At 52.9% G+C, this 16,676-nt stretch carries 17 protein-coding genes; all 17 read left to right on the top strand.

Features of this window, described 5'->3' with window-relative positions:
- Positions 1–20 precede the first annotated feature (20 nt).
- The 17 genes from rnpA to QKW35_RS07215 all read left to right on the top strand — a co-directional run bounded on the left by rnpA (position 21) and on the right by QKW35_RS07215 (position 16,537).
- A complete protein-coding gene (gene rnpA / locus QKW35_RS07295) occupies positions 21–401 on the top strand; it encodes a ribonuclease P protein component (RefSeq protein WP_282351907.1) in 381 nt (126 codons plus the stop codon).
- Between the two features lie 3 nt (positions 402–404).
- Positions 405–2,066 carry a membrane protein insertase YidC gene (gene yidC, locus QKW35_RS07290; RefSeq protein WP_282351906.1) on the top strand — a complete coding sequence of 554 codons (1,662 nt, stop codon included), beginning with the start codon at positions 405–407 and terminating at the stop codon, positions 2,064–2,066.
- 59 nt (positions 2,067–2,125) lie between these two features.
- Positions 2,126–3,493: a tRNA uridine-5-carboxymethylaminomethyl(34) synthesis GTPase MnmE gene (mnmE, locus tag QKW35_RS07285; RefSeq protein ID WP_282351905.1), complete on the top strand. Its 1,368-nt coding sequence runs from the start codon at positions 2,126–2,128 to the stop codon at positions 3,491–3,493.
- Positions 3,494–3,509: 16 nt separating this feature from the next.
- The gene (gene trxC, locus QKW35_RS07280) at positions 3,510–3,947 is read left to right on the top strand and encodes a thioredoxin TrxC (RefSeq protein WP_345774484.1); all 438 of its coding nucleotides are present in this window, start codon (positions 3,510–3,512) and stop codon (positions 3,945–3,947) included.
- Positions 3,948–5,034: 1,087 nt separating this feature from the next.
- The gene (gene mnmG / locus QKW35_RS07275; protein ID WP_282351904.1) at positions 5,035–6,930 is read left to right on the top strand and encodes a tRNA uridine-5-carboxymethylaminomethyl(34) synthesis enzyme MnmG; all 1,896 of its coding nucleotides are present in this window, start codon (positions 5,035–5,037) and stop codon (positions 6,928–6,930) included.
- Positions 6,930–7,556 carry a 16S rRNA (guanine(527)-N(7))-methyltransferase RsmG gene (gene rsmG, locus QKW35_RS07270; protein ID WP_282351902.1) on the top strand — a complete coding sequence of 209 codons (627 nt, stop codon included), beginning with the start codon at positions 6,930–6,932 and terminating at the stop codon, positions 7,554–7,556. The genes mnmG and rsmG overlap by 1 nt, the downstream gene beginning before the upstream one ends.
- 2 nt (positions 7,557–7,558) lie before the next feature.
- On the top strand, positions 7,559–8,359 hold the full coding sequence (locus QKW35_RS07265; protein ID WP_282351901.1) for a ParA family protein: 801 nt from the start codon (positions 7,559–7,561) through the stop codon (positions 8,357–8,359).
- A 1-nt stretch (position 8,360) separates the two neighbouring features.
- Positions 8,361–9,251 carry a ParB/RepB/Spo0J family partition protein gene (locus QKW35_RS07260; RefSeq protein WP_282351899.1) on the top strand — a complete coding sequence of 297 codons (891 nt, stop codon included), beginning with the start codon at positions 8,361–8,363 and terminating at the stop codon, positions 9,249–9,251.
- 217 nt (positions 9,252–9,468) lie between these two features.
- Entirely contained in the window at positions 9,469–9,882 is a 414-nt protein-coding gene (locus QKW35_RS07255; protein ID WP_282351898.1) for an ATP synthase subunit I, read from the top strand.
- A 16-nt stretch (positions 9,883–9,898) separates the two neighbouring features.
- Entirely contained in the window at positions 9,899–10,762 is an 864-nt protein-coding gene (gene atpB / locus QKW35_RS07250; protein ID WP_282351897.1) for a F0F1 ATP synthase subunit A, read from the top strand.
- A 72-nt stretch (positions 10,763–10,834) separates the two neighbouring features.
- Positions 10,835–11,062: a F0F1 ATP synthase subunit C gene (gene atpE, locus QKW35_RS07245; protein WP_282351896.1), complete on the top strand. Its 228-nt coding sequence runs from the start codon at positions 10,835–10,837 to the stop codon at positions 11,060–11,062.
- A 76-nt stretch (positions 11,063–11,138) separates the two neighbouring features.
- Positions 11,139–11,609 (top strand): F0F1 ATP synthase subunit B, encoded by a 471-nt coding sequence (locus QKW35_RS07240; protein WP_282351894.1) that lies wholly within the window; start codon positions 11,139–11,141, stop codon positions 11,607–11,609.
- 12 nt (positions 11,610–11,621) lie between these two features.
- Positions 11,622–12,158, top strand: a complete 537-nt coding sequence (locus tag QKW35_RS07235; protein ID WP_282352194.1) for a F0F1 ATP synthase subunit delta — start codon at positions 11,622–11,624, stop codon at positions 12,156–12,158.
- A 15-nt stretch (positions 12,159–12,173) separates the two neighbouring features.
- The gene (gene atpA / locus QKW35_RS07230; RefSeq protein WP_282351892.1) at positions 12,174–13,718 is read left to right on the top strand and encodes a F0F1 ATP synthase subunit alpha; all 1,545 of its coding nucleotides are present in this window, start codon (positions 12,174–12,176) and stop codon (positions 13,716–13,718) included.
- A gap of 78 nt (positions 13,719–13,796) precedes the next feature.
- Positions 13,797–14,660, top strand: a complete 864-nt coding sequence (atpG, locus tag QKW35_RS07225; RefSeq protein ID WP_282351891.1) for a F0F1 ATP synthase subunit gamma — start codon at positions 13,797–13,799, stop codon at positions 14,658–14,660.
- Positions 14,661–14,696: 36 nt separating this feature from the next.
- Positions 14,697–16,073: a F0F1 ATP synthase subunit beta gene (gene atpD / locus QKW35_RS07220; protein ID WP_282351889.1), complete on the top strand. Its 1,377-nt coding sequence runs from the start codon at positions 14,697–14,699 to the stop codon at positions 16,071–16,073.
- Positions 16,074–16,111: 38 nt separating this feature from the next.
- Entirely contained in the window at positions 16,112–16,537 is a 426-nt protein-coding gene (locus QKW35_RS07215) for a F0F1 ATP synthase subunit epsilon (RefSeq protein ID WP_282351887.1), read from the top strand.
- Positions 16,538–16,676: the final 139 nt, after the last annotated feature.

Genomic DNA, 16,676 nt, shown 5'->3' with positions numbered 1-16,676 from the left:
GAGAAGGTCTGGTTATTTGAATGACCACATTCGGATATCCCCGCGAGTTAAGGATTCTTACTGGCGGGGGCTTTCAGCGAGTCTTTGATAAAGCGGAACTGAAAGTACCAGACCAACACCTCCTTATTCTAGCCCGCCCCAACGGACTCGATCACCCTCGTATCGGGTTTGTCATTTCCAAAAAAAATGTGCGCTTAGCGGTGCAACGTAACCGTGTTCGGCGTATCATTCGCGAGTCTTTTCGCCTCAACCAGCATAAACTGCCCGCGGTTGACATTGTTGTGCTTGCACGACGTGGACTCGGCGACCTGGAATCCGAAGATCTGCACAAGTTAAGCTCCAAGTGTTGGTCGCGGCTAAGAAAAAAAGCTAAACAGCGTACAAACAAAGAAAACGGTTAACCCATGGATGTACAGCGAATCATACTGATCGCCGCAATGGCACTGATCTCTTACATGCTGGTACTGCAGTGGAACGAAGACTACGGCCAGCCTGTACCAGCGGGTGAGCAAGCAGTTACTTCTGTTTCCGCTTACAGCACTTCCTCTGCTGAAACTGATCTGCCTCAGGCAGCTGACGATACCGCCAGCGCAGACGTACCACCAACCGGTACCGCTGCCGCTAAAGCACAGCTGATCACCGTTAAGACTGACGTACTGGATGTAGTCATCGATACCAAAGGTGGCGACATCATCCAGGTTGCCCTGCCAGTGCACAAAGCGACTCTGGGAGCAGAGCAGCCGTTCGTCCTGATGGAGCAGACCAGCAACCGCACCTATGTTTCTCAGAGCGGCCTGGTTGGCAGCAACGGTCCGGATGCAAGCAAAGACGGTCGTCCTACTTACACAGTAGACGCTGCCCAGTTTGAACTGGGCGACAGTGACACGCTGGACGTAGACCTGAGCTTCACCGACAAGCACGGTGTACTGATCACCAAGCGCTACACCTTCAGCAAAGGCTCTTACAACGTTGGCCTGTCCTACATCGTGGACAACAAGTCAGAGCAGACCTGGAAAGCGAACCTGTTCGGCCAGATCAAGCGCGACCGTAGCGACGATCCAACCGTCGGCACCGATATGGGTATGAAATCGTACCTGGGTGCTGTGTTCTCCACCGCCGAAGACAACTACCAGAAAGTTAACTTCGACGACATGGATGAAAGCCCGTTCAAGGCGACTACACAAGACGGTTACGTGGCCTTCGTTCAGCATTACTTCGTGAGTGCATGGATTCCGGAAGCAGGTGCAGAGTACAGCTACAAATCCCGTAAGCTGAACGGCAACTACATCATGGGCTTCATCTCCCCTGACTTGGTTGTAGCACCGGGCGAAACCCAGACTGTAAACGCACACTTCTACGCCGGTCCGAAAGACCAGGAGCAGATGGCAGCGGCTAACGATAACCTGAAACTGACCGTCGACTACGGCTGGTTGTGGTGGATCGCATCTCCGCTGTACGCCATCCTGAAATGGATCCACAGCGTTGTGGGTAACTGGGGTCTGGCGATCATCGGTATCACCGTGCTGGTGAAAGCGGCGCTGTTCCACCTGAACGCGAAGGCGTTCAAGTCCATGGCGAAGATGCGTAAGTTTGGTCCTGAGATGCAGCGCATGAAAGAGCTGTATGGCGACGACCGCCAGAAGATGTCTCAGGAGATGATGAAGCTGTACCAGAAAGAGAAGATCAACCCACTGGGTGGCTGTCTGCCGATCGTCGCGCAGATGCCGATCTTCATCGCACTGTACTGGGTACTGATGGAATCTGTGGAGCTACGTCACGCTGAGTTCCTGTATCTGACTGACCTGTCGGTCAAAGATCCATACTTCATCCTGCCGATCATCATGGGTGCAAGTATGTTCATTCAGCAGATGCTGAACCCGACACCGCCGGACCCAATGCAGGCGAAGGTAATGAAGTTGCTTCCGATCCTCTTCACCTTCTTCTTCCTGTGGTTCCCGGCCGGTCTGACGCTGTACTGGGTCGTGAACAACATCCTGTCGATCGCACAACAGTACGTGATCAACAAACAGATCGAGGGCAGCGGCGAGACGGCTAAAGCCAAGTAACACCGCTTCCAGATAAAAAGGCCCGCAAGGGCCTTTTTGCTTTTTGATGGTACGAAACAATGACACTGATTGATCAAGACACGATTGCAGCCCAAGCCACCCCCCCTGGACGGGGCGGCGTCGGCATTATCCGGGTATCCGGAAAACAGGCCCTTACGGTGGCAAACGCGGTATTGGGGATCGAACCCCAGCCCCGTTACGCCCACTACGGCCCATTCCTCGATGGCGAGGGTAATCAGATTGATCAGGGCATTGCACTCTACTTCCCGGGGCCCAACTCCTTCACCGGGGAAGACGTGCTCGAGCTACAGGGTCACGGTGGCCCGATCATCATGGACTTTATCCTGCGCCGTACACTGGAACTGGGGTGCCGGCTGGCCCGTCCGGGTGAATTCTCTGAACGTGCCTTCCTCAACGACAAGCTGGACCTGGCCCAGGCCGAGGCAATTGCCGACCTGATCGACAGCTCATCCGAGCAGGCCGCCCGCTGTGCGTTGCGCTCGCTGCAGGGAGAGTTCTCCAACCGCATCCATGATCTGGTGGAGTCGCTGATCCAGCTGCGTATCTACGTCGAAGCCGCCATCGACTTCCCGGAAGAGGAGATCGACTTCCTGGCCGACGGCAAAGTGCAATCCGATCTGGAAGATATTCTGGACAAGGTGGGTGCTGTGCAGTCCGAAGCCCGCCAGGGCAGTTTGCTGCGTGAAGGCATGAACGTAGTGATCGCCGGTCGCCCGAATGCCGGTAAATCCAGTCTGCTTAACGCACTGGCCGGTCAGGACCGCGCCATTGTGACCGACATCGCCGGCACCACCCGTGACGTATTGCGTGAACACATCCATATCGACGGTATGCCGTTGCATATTATCGACACCGCGGGTTTGCGTGACGCACCGGATGAGGTGGAGCGGATCGGTATCGACCGCGCCTGGGAAGAGATCCGCACTGCCGACCGTGTGCTGCTGATGGTGGACAGTACCACCACCGACACCGACGACCCGGAACAGATCTGGCCGGAGTTCGTGCACCAGCTGCCGGATGCAGACAAGATCACCGTAATCCGCAACAAAGCCGACCTGAGCGGCGAAGCGATCGGCCAGCGCGAAGCGCATGGCCATACGCTGATTGCACTTTCCGCCAAGGCTAACCAAGGTGTCGATCAGCTACGCGAACACCTGAAATCCTGCATGGGCTTCAGCGCCACCACCGAAGGCGGTTTCCTGGCCCGCCGTCGCCACTTGGAAGCGTTACAGACCGCACACGATCTTCTACAAACCGGCTACGATCAGTTGGTGATGAACGGCGCGGGTGAGCTGCTGGCAGAAGACCTGCGCCAAGCCCAGCAGTCCCTCAACGAGATCACCGGTGAATTCAGCTCCGACGATCTGCTGGGCCGAATCTTCAGTTCGTTCTGTATTGGTAAGTAATAGGGGAGAGATTTCCATGGCACTCAATCTCAGCTGCCCACACTGTACTGTGACCAACCGTGTACCCGCCGAGCGCCTGGGTGACTGTCCGAAATGTGGTAAGTGCAAGCAGCCCATCTTCAGCGGTAAAGCCCAGGAACTGACGGCCAGCAATGTGAGCAGTGTGCTGAACCGTAACGACATCCCGGTGCTGGTCGATTGCTGGGCAACCTGGTGCGGTCCCTGTCAGCAGTTTGCACCGATCTTTGAGCAGGCTGCACAGAACTTCGAACCGGCTATCCGCCTGGCCAAGCTTAATACCGAAGCGGAGCAGGGGATCGCTGCTCAGTGGCAGATCCGCTCCATACCAACGTTGATATTGTTTAAACAGGGTAAAGAGGTGGCACGCATGAGCGGCGCCATGCCACTGCCTCAGCTGAAACAGTGGTTGCAGCAGCAGGGCATCTCGCTCTGAACACCTAGCACACTCATTTCAGGGGCCTGCTCCCGGCCCCGACTCCCCACTTTAGAATTCACCGGCTAATCCTCCCAATCTCTCCCATCAGTTCCTTTCAGATACCTTTGGTCCGATACTGGTAGCGGCTCTCCGCATCCTGAATAACAAAATACTCAAAAAACAAAGCCTTCTATTCATAAATATTATAGGTAAGCAAAATACCGGCGTTTTCGTGCTGAGCCTGGTACGTAGGTTCTCCCTATGCTGGGCCAGCATCCAGCAATGCTAATCTCAATCCGTGCCTTGAATGTTGATAACCATACCTGACCCGCAGGGTCATACTGACTGCCTATAGTTACTAACAGACAGACTCACTCACACGATCATCAGAAATCAGCCCCGTTTGGATAACTTCCTTCACGACCTATGCTCCACCACGGGAACAACCCTGTTCATAAGGCTGTGAATCAGTGTGAATAACAGATATTTTCACACCGGACATCAACATCTTATTTATTCTGTAAGACGCTGTTATATTTAAATATTTCAGTGTTATCTACATCACTGGAGAGTATTATTAGCTTTCGCCTTTCATTCCATCCGATTTATACAATTCACAGGAACCACATCGATATATCGGACAGACCAAACTATCCCCGGCTTGTACACAGATAACCGACAGGCTTTACCTGAGTTGTGCTTACTCACATCCATATGTGGAAAACGTGTATAACGACATGGGACTGTTATGGGGAGAATTTTGTGGGTTATTCACGATGTGCATAAAGCGCCGTTTCATTCACAACTTACCCATCAGGATACGAAGAACTTTACGGCAGCTTATAAACACAGTTCGGGCCTCTATAACTTCATGTTTTATAAAGGTTAGATAGGGTTAATCACAGAAAATGGCCTCTCCATATATAACAAACAACAACAAGATATATATATTCTTCTTTATATTTTTCTATATATAGGAAGACAGAAAGAGACCTGGCTAAATTTTGATCATTTTCTCGTTGGACAGAGAAGGGTATAATCAGTCCCCTTTTCCAGAACCAATCCCGGTTCTCCTGATTAGTATGTTCTTACGAGGTGTTGGCAAGTGGACTATCCAAGTCGCTTTGATGTCATTGTTATTGGTGGAGGTCACGCAGGTACCGAAGCTGCACTGGCTGCTGCCCGTATGGGAGCACAGACGCTTTTGCTGACCCATAACATCGAAACCTTGGGTCAGATGTCCTGCAACCCGGCCATTGGTGGTATCGGTAAAAGCCATTTGGTGAAAGAGGTTGATGCACTGGACGGTGCCATGGCCCGTGCTACCGATCTCGGTGGTATTCAGTTTCGTGTTCTGAACTCCCGAAAAGGACCTGCGGTTCGAGCCACCCGTGCCCAAGCAGACCGTATCCTCTACAAAGCGGCTATCCGTGATATTCTGGAGAACCAGCCCAACCTGCAGCTGTTTCAGCAATCAGCGGATGACCTGATTGTTGAAGGCGACACGGTAAAAGGTGTAGTGACCAATACCGGGATCCGCTTTCATGCTCAATCTGTCGTACTGACCGCCGGCACTTTCCTGGGTGGCATCATCCATGTGGGTATGGAAAATCACTCCGCCGGTCGTGCCGGTGACCCACCGTCCATTGCCCTTGCAGCCCGCCTGCGTGAGTTGCCGCTGCGTGTTGATCGTCTGAAGACAGGTACCCCCCCGCGCATTGATGCCCGCAGCGTGGATTTCTCGGTAATGCAGGAACAGCCAGGCGATACACCAACGCCGATCATGTCGTACATGGGATCCCAGAGTGACCACCCACAGCAGGTCAGCTGTTACATCACCTACACCAATGAGCAGACCCACGATATCCTGCGTTCCGGCCTGGATCGTTCCCCGCTGTATACCGGCGTAATCGGTGGTGTCGGTCCGCGTTACTGCCCATCCATCGAAGACAAGATCATGCGTTTTGCCGATAAAGACCGTCACCAGGTGTTTGTTGAGCCGGAAGGGCTGACCACCCACGAACTCTATCCAAATGGCGTATCGACCAGTCTGCCGTTTGATATCCAGCTGGCGGCGATCCGCTCCATGAAAGGGTTCGAGAATGCGCATATCACCCGTCCGGGTTACGCGATCGAATACGATTACTTCAACCCGCAGGACCTGAAACACACGCTGGAGACCAAATACATCAACGGTCTCTACTTCGCCGGTCAGATCAACGGTACCACCGGTTACGAAGAAGCGGCGGCCCAGGGCTTGTTGGCCGGCAGCAACGCGGCGGCACGTGCGCAGGAGAAAGAGCAGTGGTCACCACGCCGTGATGAGGCGTACATCGGTGTACTGGTTGATGACCTGATCACGCTGGGGACTTCTGAACCGTACCGTATGTTTACCAGCCGGGCGGAATACCGTCTGATCCTGCGTGAAGACAATGCGGACCTACGCCTGACCGAAAAAGGTCGCGAACTGGGTCTGGTCGGTGATGCGCGTTGGGCACACTTCAGTGAGAAGCGCGAAGCAATCGAGCTGGAGAAACAGCGCCTGCGTGACACCTGGGTGCAGCCGAAGTCTGAACAAGCGGCAGAGCTGAACGAAAAACTGAAAACACCATTGTCCCGCGAATATAACCTGGCGGACCTGATCAAACGTCCGGAACTGGTATACGCCGATGTCGCCAATCTGAAAGGGGAAGCGGTGAGCGATCCGCAGGTGGCTGAACAGGTGGAGATCCAGTTCAAGTACGCCGGTTACATCGACCGTCAGCGTGATGAGATCGAGCAGATGCGCCGTCAGGAGAACACCAAGCTGCCGGCCGACTTCGACTATGATCAGGTCGGCGGTCTCTCCAACGAACTGACCATGAAATTGAAAGAGGTGCGCCCGGAAACCATCGCCCAGGCGTCCCGTATTCAGGGCATCACCCCGGCGGCGATTTCGTTGCTGCTGGTATACCTGAAAAAACAGCAACTCACCAAGAAACAGGATAAGGCAGCAAGTTAATGGATCTGCAGTTACGAAACACCCTTGAGCGTGGCCTCGACCGGATGAATCTGACCCTGGAAGCGGGGCAGATTGATACCCTGATGGCTTACCTGCAGATGCTGATCAAGTGGAACAAAGCCTACAACCTGACCGCCGTGCGCGATCCGCAGGAGATGGTCAGCCGTCACCTGCTCGATAGCCTGAGTGTATTGCCGTATATCCGCAATGAAGCCCTGATCGATGTGGGCAGTGGACCAGGGCTACCGGGTATTCCGCTGGCGATCTGTCGCCCAGACCTGCAGATTACTACGCTGGACAGTAACGGTAAGAAAACCCGTTTCCAGCTGCAGGCGAAGATCGAACTGAAGCTGGATAACCTCACCGTCGTGCACGAACGTGTGGAAAAGTACCAGGTTGAACCGTTCAAGCAGGTGATTTCACGGGCCTTTGCCTCCCTGGAAGACATGATCCACTGGACCCGTCACCTCTGTGCCGAAGAGGGTGTTTTTCTTGCAATGAAAGGCCTGTATCCTGACGAAGAACTGGCAGCATTGCCGACGGACATCGTGGTCAAAGACAGCCACCGTCTGCAGGTGCCGGACACGGACGGAGAACGACATCTGTTGATCCTGGGGAGAGCCTGAGTGTGGCCAGAATACTGACAGTCACCAACCAGAAAGGTGGTGTAGGCAAGACAACGACCTGCGTAAACCTGGCAGCTTCGCTTGCCGCGACCAAGAAGCGTATATTGCTGATCGATATGGATCCGCAGGGTAACGCGACCATGGGCAGCGGCGTGGATAAGCACGGTCTGGAAAATTCCGTCTACGAACTTCTGACCGGTGATATCAGTGCTGCGGAGGCGGTGATTGAAAAGTCCCCGGCGGGATACGACCTGATCGGCTCCAACGGTGACCTGACCGCGGCGGAAGTGGAGTTGTTGCAGCTGCCACGCCGCGAATTCCGTCTTAAGATGGCGTTGAAACCGATTGAAGATCAGTATGACTTTATCCTGATCGACAACCCGCCGTCGCTCAACCTGCTGACTGTCAACGCACTTTCCGCATCCAGCGGCGTGATCATCCCGATGCAGTGTGAATATTACGCGTTGGAGGGAATCTCTGCGCTCGTGGGCACCATCGACAAGATTAACAAACGCCTCAATCCGGATCTGCGGATTGAGGGGATTCTGCGCACTATGTTTGACCCGCGCATGAGCCTGACCAAGGACGTGTCCGATCACCTGATCGAGTACTTCGGTGATAAAGTGTACCGTACGGTGATTCCACGTAACGTGCGCCTGGCAGAAGCCCCGAGTCATGGTCTGCCCGCGTTGCTGTACGATAAAAACTCCCGTGGCGCCGTGGCCTACCTGGCCCTGGCCGGCGAGTTGATTCGCCGCACCAAGCAGGAACAGAAGCAGAACAAAGAGTTACAGGAAGCATAATATGGCGAAGAAGCGTGGCTTGGGGCGCGGACTGGATGCACTGCTGTCCAGCGTAAGTGAGCTAGAAGAGGTGGCGCTGGCGCCGGAAGTGGATGCCGTTGCGAAACCGGAAAAACCGGCCTATCCCGAACTGGGAGTACACCTGATTCAGCGTGGCCGGTACCAGCCTCGACGTGACCTGGAACCCCAGGCACTGGAAGACCTGGCGAACTCCATCCGTGCCCAGGGGGTGATGCAGCCGATTGTGGTGCGTCCGATCGACAGTGAGCGTTACGAGATTATCGCCGGTGAACGCCGTTGGCGTGCCTGCCAGATGGCGGGACTGAACACCATCCCTGTCGTGATCAAGGATGTGCCGGATGAAGCCGCCATTGCCATGGCGTTGATTGAGAACATCCAGCGCGAAAACCTGAATCCGATGGAGGAAGCGATCGCCCTGCAGCGTTTGCAGCAAGAGTTCGAGCTGACCCAGCAGGAAGTGGCTGATGCCGTGGGTAAATCCCGCTCAACCGTAACCAACCTGTTGCGTCTGATGAACCTGACTGGTGATGTGCGCAAAATGCTTGAGTACGGTGACTTGGAGATGGGGCATGCCCGTGCTTTGTTGCCGTTGGATGAAGAGGCTCAGGTTGCCGCTGCACGCGAAGTATCCGGTAAAGGATTGTCGGTACGCCAGACAGAAGAGTTAGTGCGTAAGTTGCAGTCGAATGAGCAGAAAGAAGAGATCAAAAAGCCCGAGCCGGACGTTGAATTGGAGAGCTGGGCCAGCAATCTTTCCCGCAAGCTTGCGACCAAGGTCAGCATCTCTAAAAATGCGAAGGGAAAAGGCAAAATAACCATCGCCTATGATTCCAAAGAATCACTCGAAGCAATCCTGCAAAATCTACAATAGATAGTGTTTTAGACTGGGCCAATTCACCATATGTATGGTTTGGCCCTATCCCCCCTCTCCCCCTACTCAATGGGGGGGATCATACATTAGTGCAAATACTTACGAAGCCTGTTGTTTCGGCCTCTCATTGTTCATATAATCTGCAAGCTTTTCGAGAGCTACGCTCCGAAATAGGGCATCAAACAGCACTTACGATTCAGGGTTGCAGTGGCACAAGATGGGCAAACGGGGCCAAAAGCAAGGAATCCATAGCCAAGTCACTCGTAAAAAGATTTTCCGAATCTTCCTGATTCAGGCGGCAATTGCGGTTTTTGTTTCAGGCGGGCTGTTGCTGATTGATATCGTAACGGCATACTCCACATTGCTGGGGGCAGCGCTGTATCTGATCCCAAACCTCTATTTCGCCAATCGGGCATTGAAAAGCAGGCCTGGCCAGTCGCCGAATACCGCGTTGGTCGAGTTATATGCAAGTGAAATATGGAAAATGGGAATCAGCATAGTCGCGTTTGCCGCTGTGTTTATTCTGGTCGAACCTCTGAGCCCATTTTCCCTATTTGTCACTTTCATCCTGATGCAGATCTCAGGCTGGATCGCGCAGATGAATTTGAATAACCGGTTCCTGAAACTTTGACAGAGAGACACTGAGAATGGCTAGCGAAAGCGGAACTCTCACATCCTCAGAGTACATCTCCCACCACTTGACCAACCTGACGTTTGGTAAGCTGCCGGCAGGCACTACCCGTTATGATGGAACAGTGGTTGGTGACGGTGGTACCTGGACCTTTGCACACGGCAATGAAGCTGCAGAAATGGGCTTTTGGGCGATCAACGTAGACACTATGTTCTGGTCTATCGCTCTGGGCCTGATGTTTGTTTGGTTGTTCCTGAAAGTTGCGAAAAGCGTAACTGAAGGCGTACCGGGCAATGCGCAGAACTTCGTAGAAAGCATCATCGAGTTCATCGATGAGAACGTGAAAAGCATCTTCCACCACAAAAATGATCTGATCGCGCCACTGTCGCTGACCATTTTTGTCTGGATTTTCCTCATGAACGCCATGGACCTTGTGCCGGTCGATTGGATCCCATTCGTTGCATCTGAAATGGGTATCTCCTACATGAAAGTGGTACCAACCACTGACGTGAACGCGACCCTGGGTATGGCATTGTCTGTATTTGGTCTGATCATCTACTACAGCGTTAAAGAAAAAGGCGTTGGTGGATTCCTGGCTGAGCTGTCCCTGCAGCCGCTGGGTAAGTGGATGCTGCCGTTCAACCTGTTCCTGGAACTGGTTGGCCTGTTCGCGAAGCCTGTATCTCTGGCGCTGCGACTGTTCGGTAACATGTACGCTGGTGAAATGATCTTTATCCTGATTGCGCTGATGCCATTCTGGATCCAGTGGATCCTGTCTGTACCTTGGGCGATCTTCCACATTCTGGTTATTACGCTGCAGGCGTTCATCTTCATGGTCCTGACTATTGTTTACATGGCCATGGCGCATGATCACCACTAATGCGTAGCAACTGAATAGAAAAAATTTACAACTACTCTTTAAACTTTCAAAACTTAAAATTGGAGAAATCTGATGGAACAATCTTTGGTGTATCTGGCTGCTGCTCTGATGATGGGTCTGTCTGCAATCGGCGCTGCTGTTGGCATCGGTATGCTGGGCGGTAAATTCCTGGAAGGTGCTGCTCGTCAGCCTGAACTGGTTCCACTGCTGCGTTCTCAGTTCTTCATCGTAATGGGTCTGGTTGATGCGGTACCTATGATCGGTGTTGGTCTGGGCATGTACCTGCTGTTCGCTGTTTAAGACTAGTTTAAGTAGTTATTAAACGTCCCTTGGGACACCTACTTTTAATTAGCTAAACACCGCGAGAGGTAATGGCGTGAATATCAATTTAACCATCATTGGTCAGGCCATCGCGTTCGCAATTTTCGTTATCTTCTGCATGAAGTACGTGTGGCCGCCAATTACGGCTGCGCTGGCAGAACGTAAAAAGAAAATTGCTGAAGGCCTGGACGCTGCTGACCGCGCTGAACGTGACCTGCAGCTGGCGAAAGAAAAAGCCGCTGCAGATATGCGTCAGAGCAAAGAAGAAGCAGCCGCCATCATTGAACAAGCCAATAAGCGGGCAAACCAGATCATCGACGAAGCGAAAGAGCAGGCTCGTGAAGAAGCTGAGCGCGTGAAAACCGCAGCTCAGGCTGAAATCGAGCAGGAAGCTAACCGCGCTAAAGAAGCACTGCGTGCTCAGGTAGCGGTACTGGCTGTAGCTGGCGCTGAGAAGATTCTGGAAGCCTCTATTGATGAGCAGGCTCATGCACAGCTCGTTGAGAAACTGGCAGCTGAGCTTTAAGCGAGGTTTATGATGGCTGAACTCAATACAGTCGCTCGCCCATACACGAAAGCTGCTTTTGAGTATGCACTGGAACAGGGTTCCCTGGATCAGTGGTCAGAAGTTCTGGCAACCGCAAGTGCGGTTGCTCAGGATGCGACCATGAAACAGGTAATCGGTAATCCAGGACTGACAAGTACGCAAAAAGCTGACGCGTTGATCTCTGTTCTTGAAGAGAACATCGACGAAGGCAGCAAGAACTTCGTTTCTTTGCTGGCTGAAAATCAGCGTTTGCTACTGTTGCCTGAGATCAGTGCACAATTCGAGCAGCTGAAGGCAAATCAGCAGAAGTCCGTTGCTATCGACGTGACCACTGCATTTGACCTGGATGAGCAGCAGCAACAGAAACTAGCTCAGGCACTAGGCACGAAGCTGGGTCGCGAAGTATCCCTGACTACACAGGTAGACAAATCTATCCTGGGTGGCGTAGTGATCCGCGCAGACGACCTGGTTATCGATGGCTCTGTTCGCGCACGTATCGCGAAACTGGCCGAAGCTATGAATTCCTGAGTGTGAGGAATAAACATGCAGCAACTGAATCCATCTGAGATCAGCGAGATTCTGAAGAAGCGCATCGAGAAGCTGGATGTGTCTTCTGAAGCCCGTAATGAGGGCACTATCGTCAGCGTATCCGACGGTATCATTCTGATTCACGGTCTCGCTGACGTTATGTACGGGGAAATGATCGAATTCCCTGGCGGCGTTTACGGTATGGCGCTTAACCTTGAGCGCGACTCCGTAGGTGCTGTAGTTCTGGGTGACTACCAGGACCTGGTTGAAGGTATGACCGCGCGTTGTACTGGCCGAATCCTGGAAGTACCTGTTGGTACGGAACTGCTGGGTCGTGTAGTAGACGCCCTGGGTAACCCTATCGACGGTAAAGGCCCGGTAGAAACCAAACTGTTTGACGCTGTAGAGAAGGTTGCACCTGGTGTAATCGAGCGTCAGTCCGTAGACCAGCCGGTACAGACCGGTCTGAAGTCTATCGACTCCATGGTGCCAATCGGTCGTGGCCAGCGTGAGCTGATCATCGGTGACCGTCAGATTGGTAAATCTGCGATCGCTATCGACGCGATCATCAACCAGAAAGGTACCGGCGTTAAGTGTATCTACGTAGCTGTGGGTCAGAAACAGTCCACTATCGCTAACGTAGTACGTAAGCTGGAAGAGCACGGCGCGATGGATCACACCATCGTAGTTGCTGCAGGCGCTGCTGATCCAGCTGCGATGCAGTTCCTGGCTCCATACGCTGGTTGTTCCATGGGTGAATACTTCCGTGACCGCGGTGAAGATGCACTGATCGTATACGATGACCTGACTAAACAGGCATGGGCATACCGTCAGATCTCCCTGCTGTTGCGTCGTCCGCCGGGTCGTGAAGCATACCCTGGTGACGTATTCTACTTGCACTCCCGTCTGCTGGAGCGTGCTGCGCGTGTTAACGCTGACTACGTTGAGAAGTTCACTGACGGCGAAGTTAAGGGCCAGACCGGTTCCCTGACTGCACTGCCAGTAATCGAAACTCAGGGTGGTGACGTATCCGCGTTCGTACCGACCAACGTTATCTCCATCACCGACGGTCAGATCTTCTTGGAAACTGACCTGTTCAACTCTGGTGTTCGTCCTGCGATCAACGCAGGTCTGTCTGTATCCCGTGTAGGTGGTGCAGCTCAGACTAAGATCATCAAGAAACTGGGTGGTGGTGTTCGTCTGGCTCTGGCTCAGTACCGTGAACTGGCGGCATTCGCGCAGTTCGCTTCTGACCTTGACGATGCTACTCGTGCTCAGCTGGAGCACGGTCAGGCTGTAACCGAGCTGATGAAGCAGAAACAGTACTCTCCAATGTCCGTAGCTGACATGGGTCTGAGCCTGTACGCTGCCAACGAAGGTTACCTGAACGATATCGACCTGAACAAGATTCTGGATTTCGAAGCTGCGCTGATCTCTTACTTCAACGGCGAATACGCTGACCTGATGGCTAAGATCAACGAAACTGGCGGCTACAACGACGAGATCGCAGCACAGTTCAAGGCTGGTATCGAGAAGTTCAAGTCTACCCAGACTTGGTAATTACTCGCTAAGAGTAAGTGGTCTGCGCTGCATGGCAGTGCAGACCGTACACTAAGTCAAGGTTAAGAAGGCGGAACTATGGCAGTCGGAAAAGAAATTAAGACGCAAATTGCGAGCATCGGTAGTACGCGTAAGATCACCAGCGCCATGGAAATGGTTGCTGCATCTAAAATGCGTAAGGCCCAGGATCGCATGCAGTCGTCCCGCCCATACGCGCGGAGCATCCGTGGCGTAATTCAGCACCTGGCCAAGTCCAACCCTGAGTACACACACTTGTACATGCAGGAGCGTGAGACTAAACGCGTTGGTTTTATTGTGGTATCGACCGATCGCGGCCTGTGTGGTGGTTTGAACGTAAACGCTTTTAAAGCAGCTGTTTCCAGCATGAAGGAAGCTCACGACCAGAACGTCGAAATCGATGTCTGCGCGCTGGGTTCCAAAGCGGTTGCATTCTTCAAAAACTATGGTGGCAACGTTGTTGCGGCAAAAACCCATCTGGGTGACCAGCCAGAGGTTGGTGATCTGATCGGTGCCGTAAAAGTGATGCTGGATAGTTACGATGAAGGCAAGCTGGACAAGCTGTACATTGTGTCTAACGAATTCGTGAACACAATGACGCAGAAGCCGAACGTCGAACAGGTGCTTCCACTGAAGGCAGAAGACGACGATGAACGTCTTAACCATCACTGGGACTACATCTACGAGCCAGAAGCAAAAGACCTTCTGAATGGTCTGCTTCTTCGTTATATCGAGTCTCTGGTGTACCAGGCGGTGGTTGAGAATAACGCCTGTGAACAGGCAGCCCGTATGCTGGCGATGAAGAACGCAACTGACAACGCAGGCAATCTGATCGATGAACTTCAGATGGTCTACAACAAAGCGCGTCAGGCTGCGATCACTCAGGAGATTTCTGAGATCGTTGGTGGTGCTGCTGCTGTATAAGCAGTCAACAGGTTTAAAAGTTAAGAGGATCCGAACATGAGTAGCGGAACTATTGTTCAGATTATCGGTGCAGTAGTTGACGTGGAATTCCCACGTGACAATGTACCGAAGGTTTACGACGCATTGGTCGTCGGTAAAACCGGCCTGACACTGGAAGTTCAGCAGCAGCTGGGTGATGGTGTCGTACGTGCAATCGCAATGGGTCAGACCGAAGGTGTGAGCCGTGGTTGGGACGTAGAAAACACTGGTGCTCCAGTATCCGTACCTGTAGGTACTGCGACCCTGGGTCGTATCATGGATGTACTGGGTAACCCAATCGATGAGTGTGGTGAAATCGGTGAAGAAGAGCGTATGCCTATTCACCGTAAAGCACCTTCCTACGACGAACAGGCAGCTTCTAACGAGCTGCTGGAAACCGGCATCAAGGTAATCGACCTGGTATGCCCATTCGCGAAGGGTGGTAAAGTTGGTCTGTTCGGTGGTGCCGGTGTAGGTAAAACCGTAAACATGATGGAACTGATCCGTAACATCGCGATCGAGCACTCCGGCTACTCCGTATTTGCGGGTGTAGGTGAGCGTACTCGTGAAGGTAACGACTTCTACTACGAGATGAAAGAGTCCAACGTACTGGACAAAGTATCTCTGGTATACGGTCAGATGAACGAGCCTCCAGGTAACCGTCTGCGTGTAGCGCTGACTGGCCTGACTATGGCTGAGAAATTCCGTGACGAAGGCCGTGACGTACTGTTGTTCGTAGACAACATCTACCGTTACACCCTGGCGGGTACTGAGGTATCTGCACTGCTGGGTCGTATGCCTTCTGCGGTAGGTTACCAGCCAACTCTGGCGGAAGAGATGGGTGTTCTGCAGGAACGAATCACTTCCACCAAGACTGGTTCCATCACCTCTATCCAGGCGGTATACGTACCTGCGGATGACTTGACTGACCCATCCCCAGCTACGACCTTCTCCCACTTGGATGCGACCGTTGTACTGTCCCGTCAGATTGCCGAGCTGGGTATCTACCCTGCGGTAGACCCACTGGACTCCACCTCTCGTCAGCTGGATCCACTGGTAATCGGTCAGGAGCACTACGAAGTTGCTCGTAACGTACAGGGTGTATTGCAGCGTTATAAAGAGCTGAAAGACATCATCGCGATCCTGGGTATGGACGAACTGTCCGAAGAAGATAAGCAGGTAGTAGGCCGCGCACGTAAGATCCAGCGCTTCCTGTCTCAGCCATTCTTCGTAGCAGAAGTCTTCACTGGTTCTCCAGGTAAGTACGTACCGCTGAAAGAAACCATCTCTAGCTTTAAAGCGATCCTGGCGGGTGAGTACGACTCCATGCCGGAGCAGGCTTTCTACATGGTTGGCGGTATCGAAGAAGCGATCGAGAAAGCTAAGAGCCTGTAATCAGGTCCCGGCGGAAACACCTTTAAGAGGTAAACAACATGGCTATGACTGTTCATTGCGATATCGTAAGTGCTGAAGAAGAAGTATTCTCCGGCCTGATCGAATTCGTATCCGTAACAGGTAGCCTGGGTGACCTGGGTATCTACCCGGGTCACGCTCCGCTCCTGTCGGAACTGAAACCAGGCCCTGTCGAGCTGCGTAAGCAGGGCGGCGAGCAGGATATTTTTTATATCTCTGGCGGCTTCCTGGAAGTTCAGCCTCACAAGGTCACTGTACTGGCAGACACTGCTCTGCACGCAGGCGACCTGGATGAAGCTGCAGCAATGGAAGCACAGAAGCACGCTGAGCAGGCGATGGCTGATAAAACTTCCGAGTTTGAATACTCGAAAGCAGCTTCCCAGCTTGCAGAAGCAGCAGCTCAGCTGCGTACCTTGCAGCAGATTCGCCAAAAGCTCGGCCGTTAATTCGGCTGTCGCAAAGCGACTCTACCCAATTAAAAGGCGCCGACAGGCGCCTTTTTTGTGCCTGTCGTTCAGGGTTGGTTGCTTAATGACCGGTATTGGTTTGGTATTGGTTTGGTATTGGTGGTTTTTTAGCCGTTTT

This window comes from Pontibacterium granulatum (assembly GCF_029961155.1).
In the GTDB taxonomy this organism is placed as follows: Bacteria; Pseudomonadota; Gammaproteobacteria; order Pseudomonadales; family Balneatricaceae; genus Pontibacterium; species Pontibacterium granulatum.
The sequence above is the reverse complement of the archived record's forward strand: the minus strand, read 5'-3'. Positions and strand labels throughout refer to the sequence as shown.

Coding starts and splice junctions, on each gene's coding strand:
- atpD (WP_282351889.1), top strand. CDS start 14,697: ATGAGTAGCGGAACTATTGTTCAGATTATCGGTGCAGTAGTTGACGTG.
- rsmG (WP_282351902.1), top strand. CDS start 6,930: ATGGATCTGCAGTTACGAAACACCCTTGAGCGTGGCCTCGACCGGATG.
- atpG (WP_282351891.1), top strand. CDS start 13,797: ATGGCAGTCGGAAAAGAAATTAAGACGCAAATTGCGAGCATCGGTAGT.
- yidC (WP_282351906.1), top strand. CDS start 405: ATGGATGTACAGCGAATCATACTGATCGCCGCAATGGCACTGATCTCT.
- atpB (WP_282351897.1), top strand. CDS start 9,899: ATGGCTAGCGAAAGCGGAACTCTCACATCCTCAGAGTACATCTCCCAC.
- QKW35_RS07235 (WP_282352194.1), top strand. CDS start 11,622: ATGGCTGAACTCAATACAGTCGCTCGCCCATACACGAAAGCTGCTTTT.
- atpA (WP_282351892.1), top strand. CDS start 12,174: ATGCAGCAACTGAATCCATCTGAGATCAGCGAGATTCTGAAGAAGCGC.
- QKW35_RS07260 (WP_282351899.1), top strand. CDS start 8,361: ATGGCGAAGAAGCGTGGCTTGGGGCGCGGACTGGATGCACTGCTGTCC.
- QKW35_RS07255 (WP_282351898.1), top strand. CDS start 9,469: ATGGGCAAACGGGGCCAAAAGCAAGGAATCCATAGCCAAGTCACTCGT.
- atpE (WP_282351896.1), top strand. CDS start 10,835: ATGGAACAATCTTTGGTGTATCTGGCTGCTGCTCTGATGATGGGTCTG.
- trxC (WP_345774484.1), top strand. CDS start 3,510: ATGGCACTCAATCTCAGCTGCCCACACTGTACTGTGACCAACCGTGTA.
- rnpA (WP_282351907.1), top strand. CDS start 21: ATGACCACATTCGGATATCCCCGCGAGTTAAGGATTCTTACTGGCGGG.
- QKW35_RS07215 (WP_282351887.1), top strand. CDS start 16,112: ATGGCTATGACTGTTCATTGCGATATCGTAAGTGCTGAAGAAGAAGTA.
- mnmE (WP_282351905.1), top strand. CDS start 2,126: ATGACACTGATTGATCAAGACACGATTGCAGCCCAAGCCACCCCCCCT.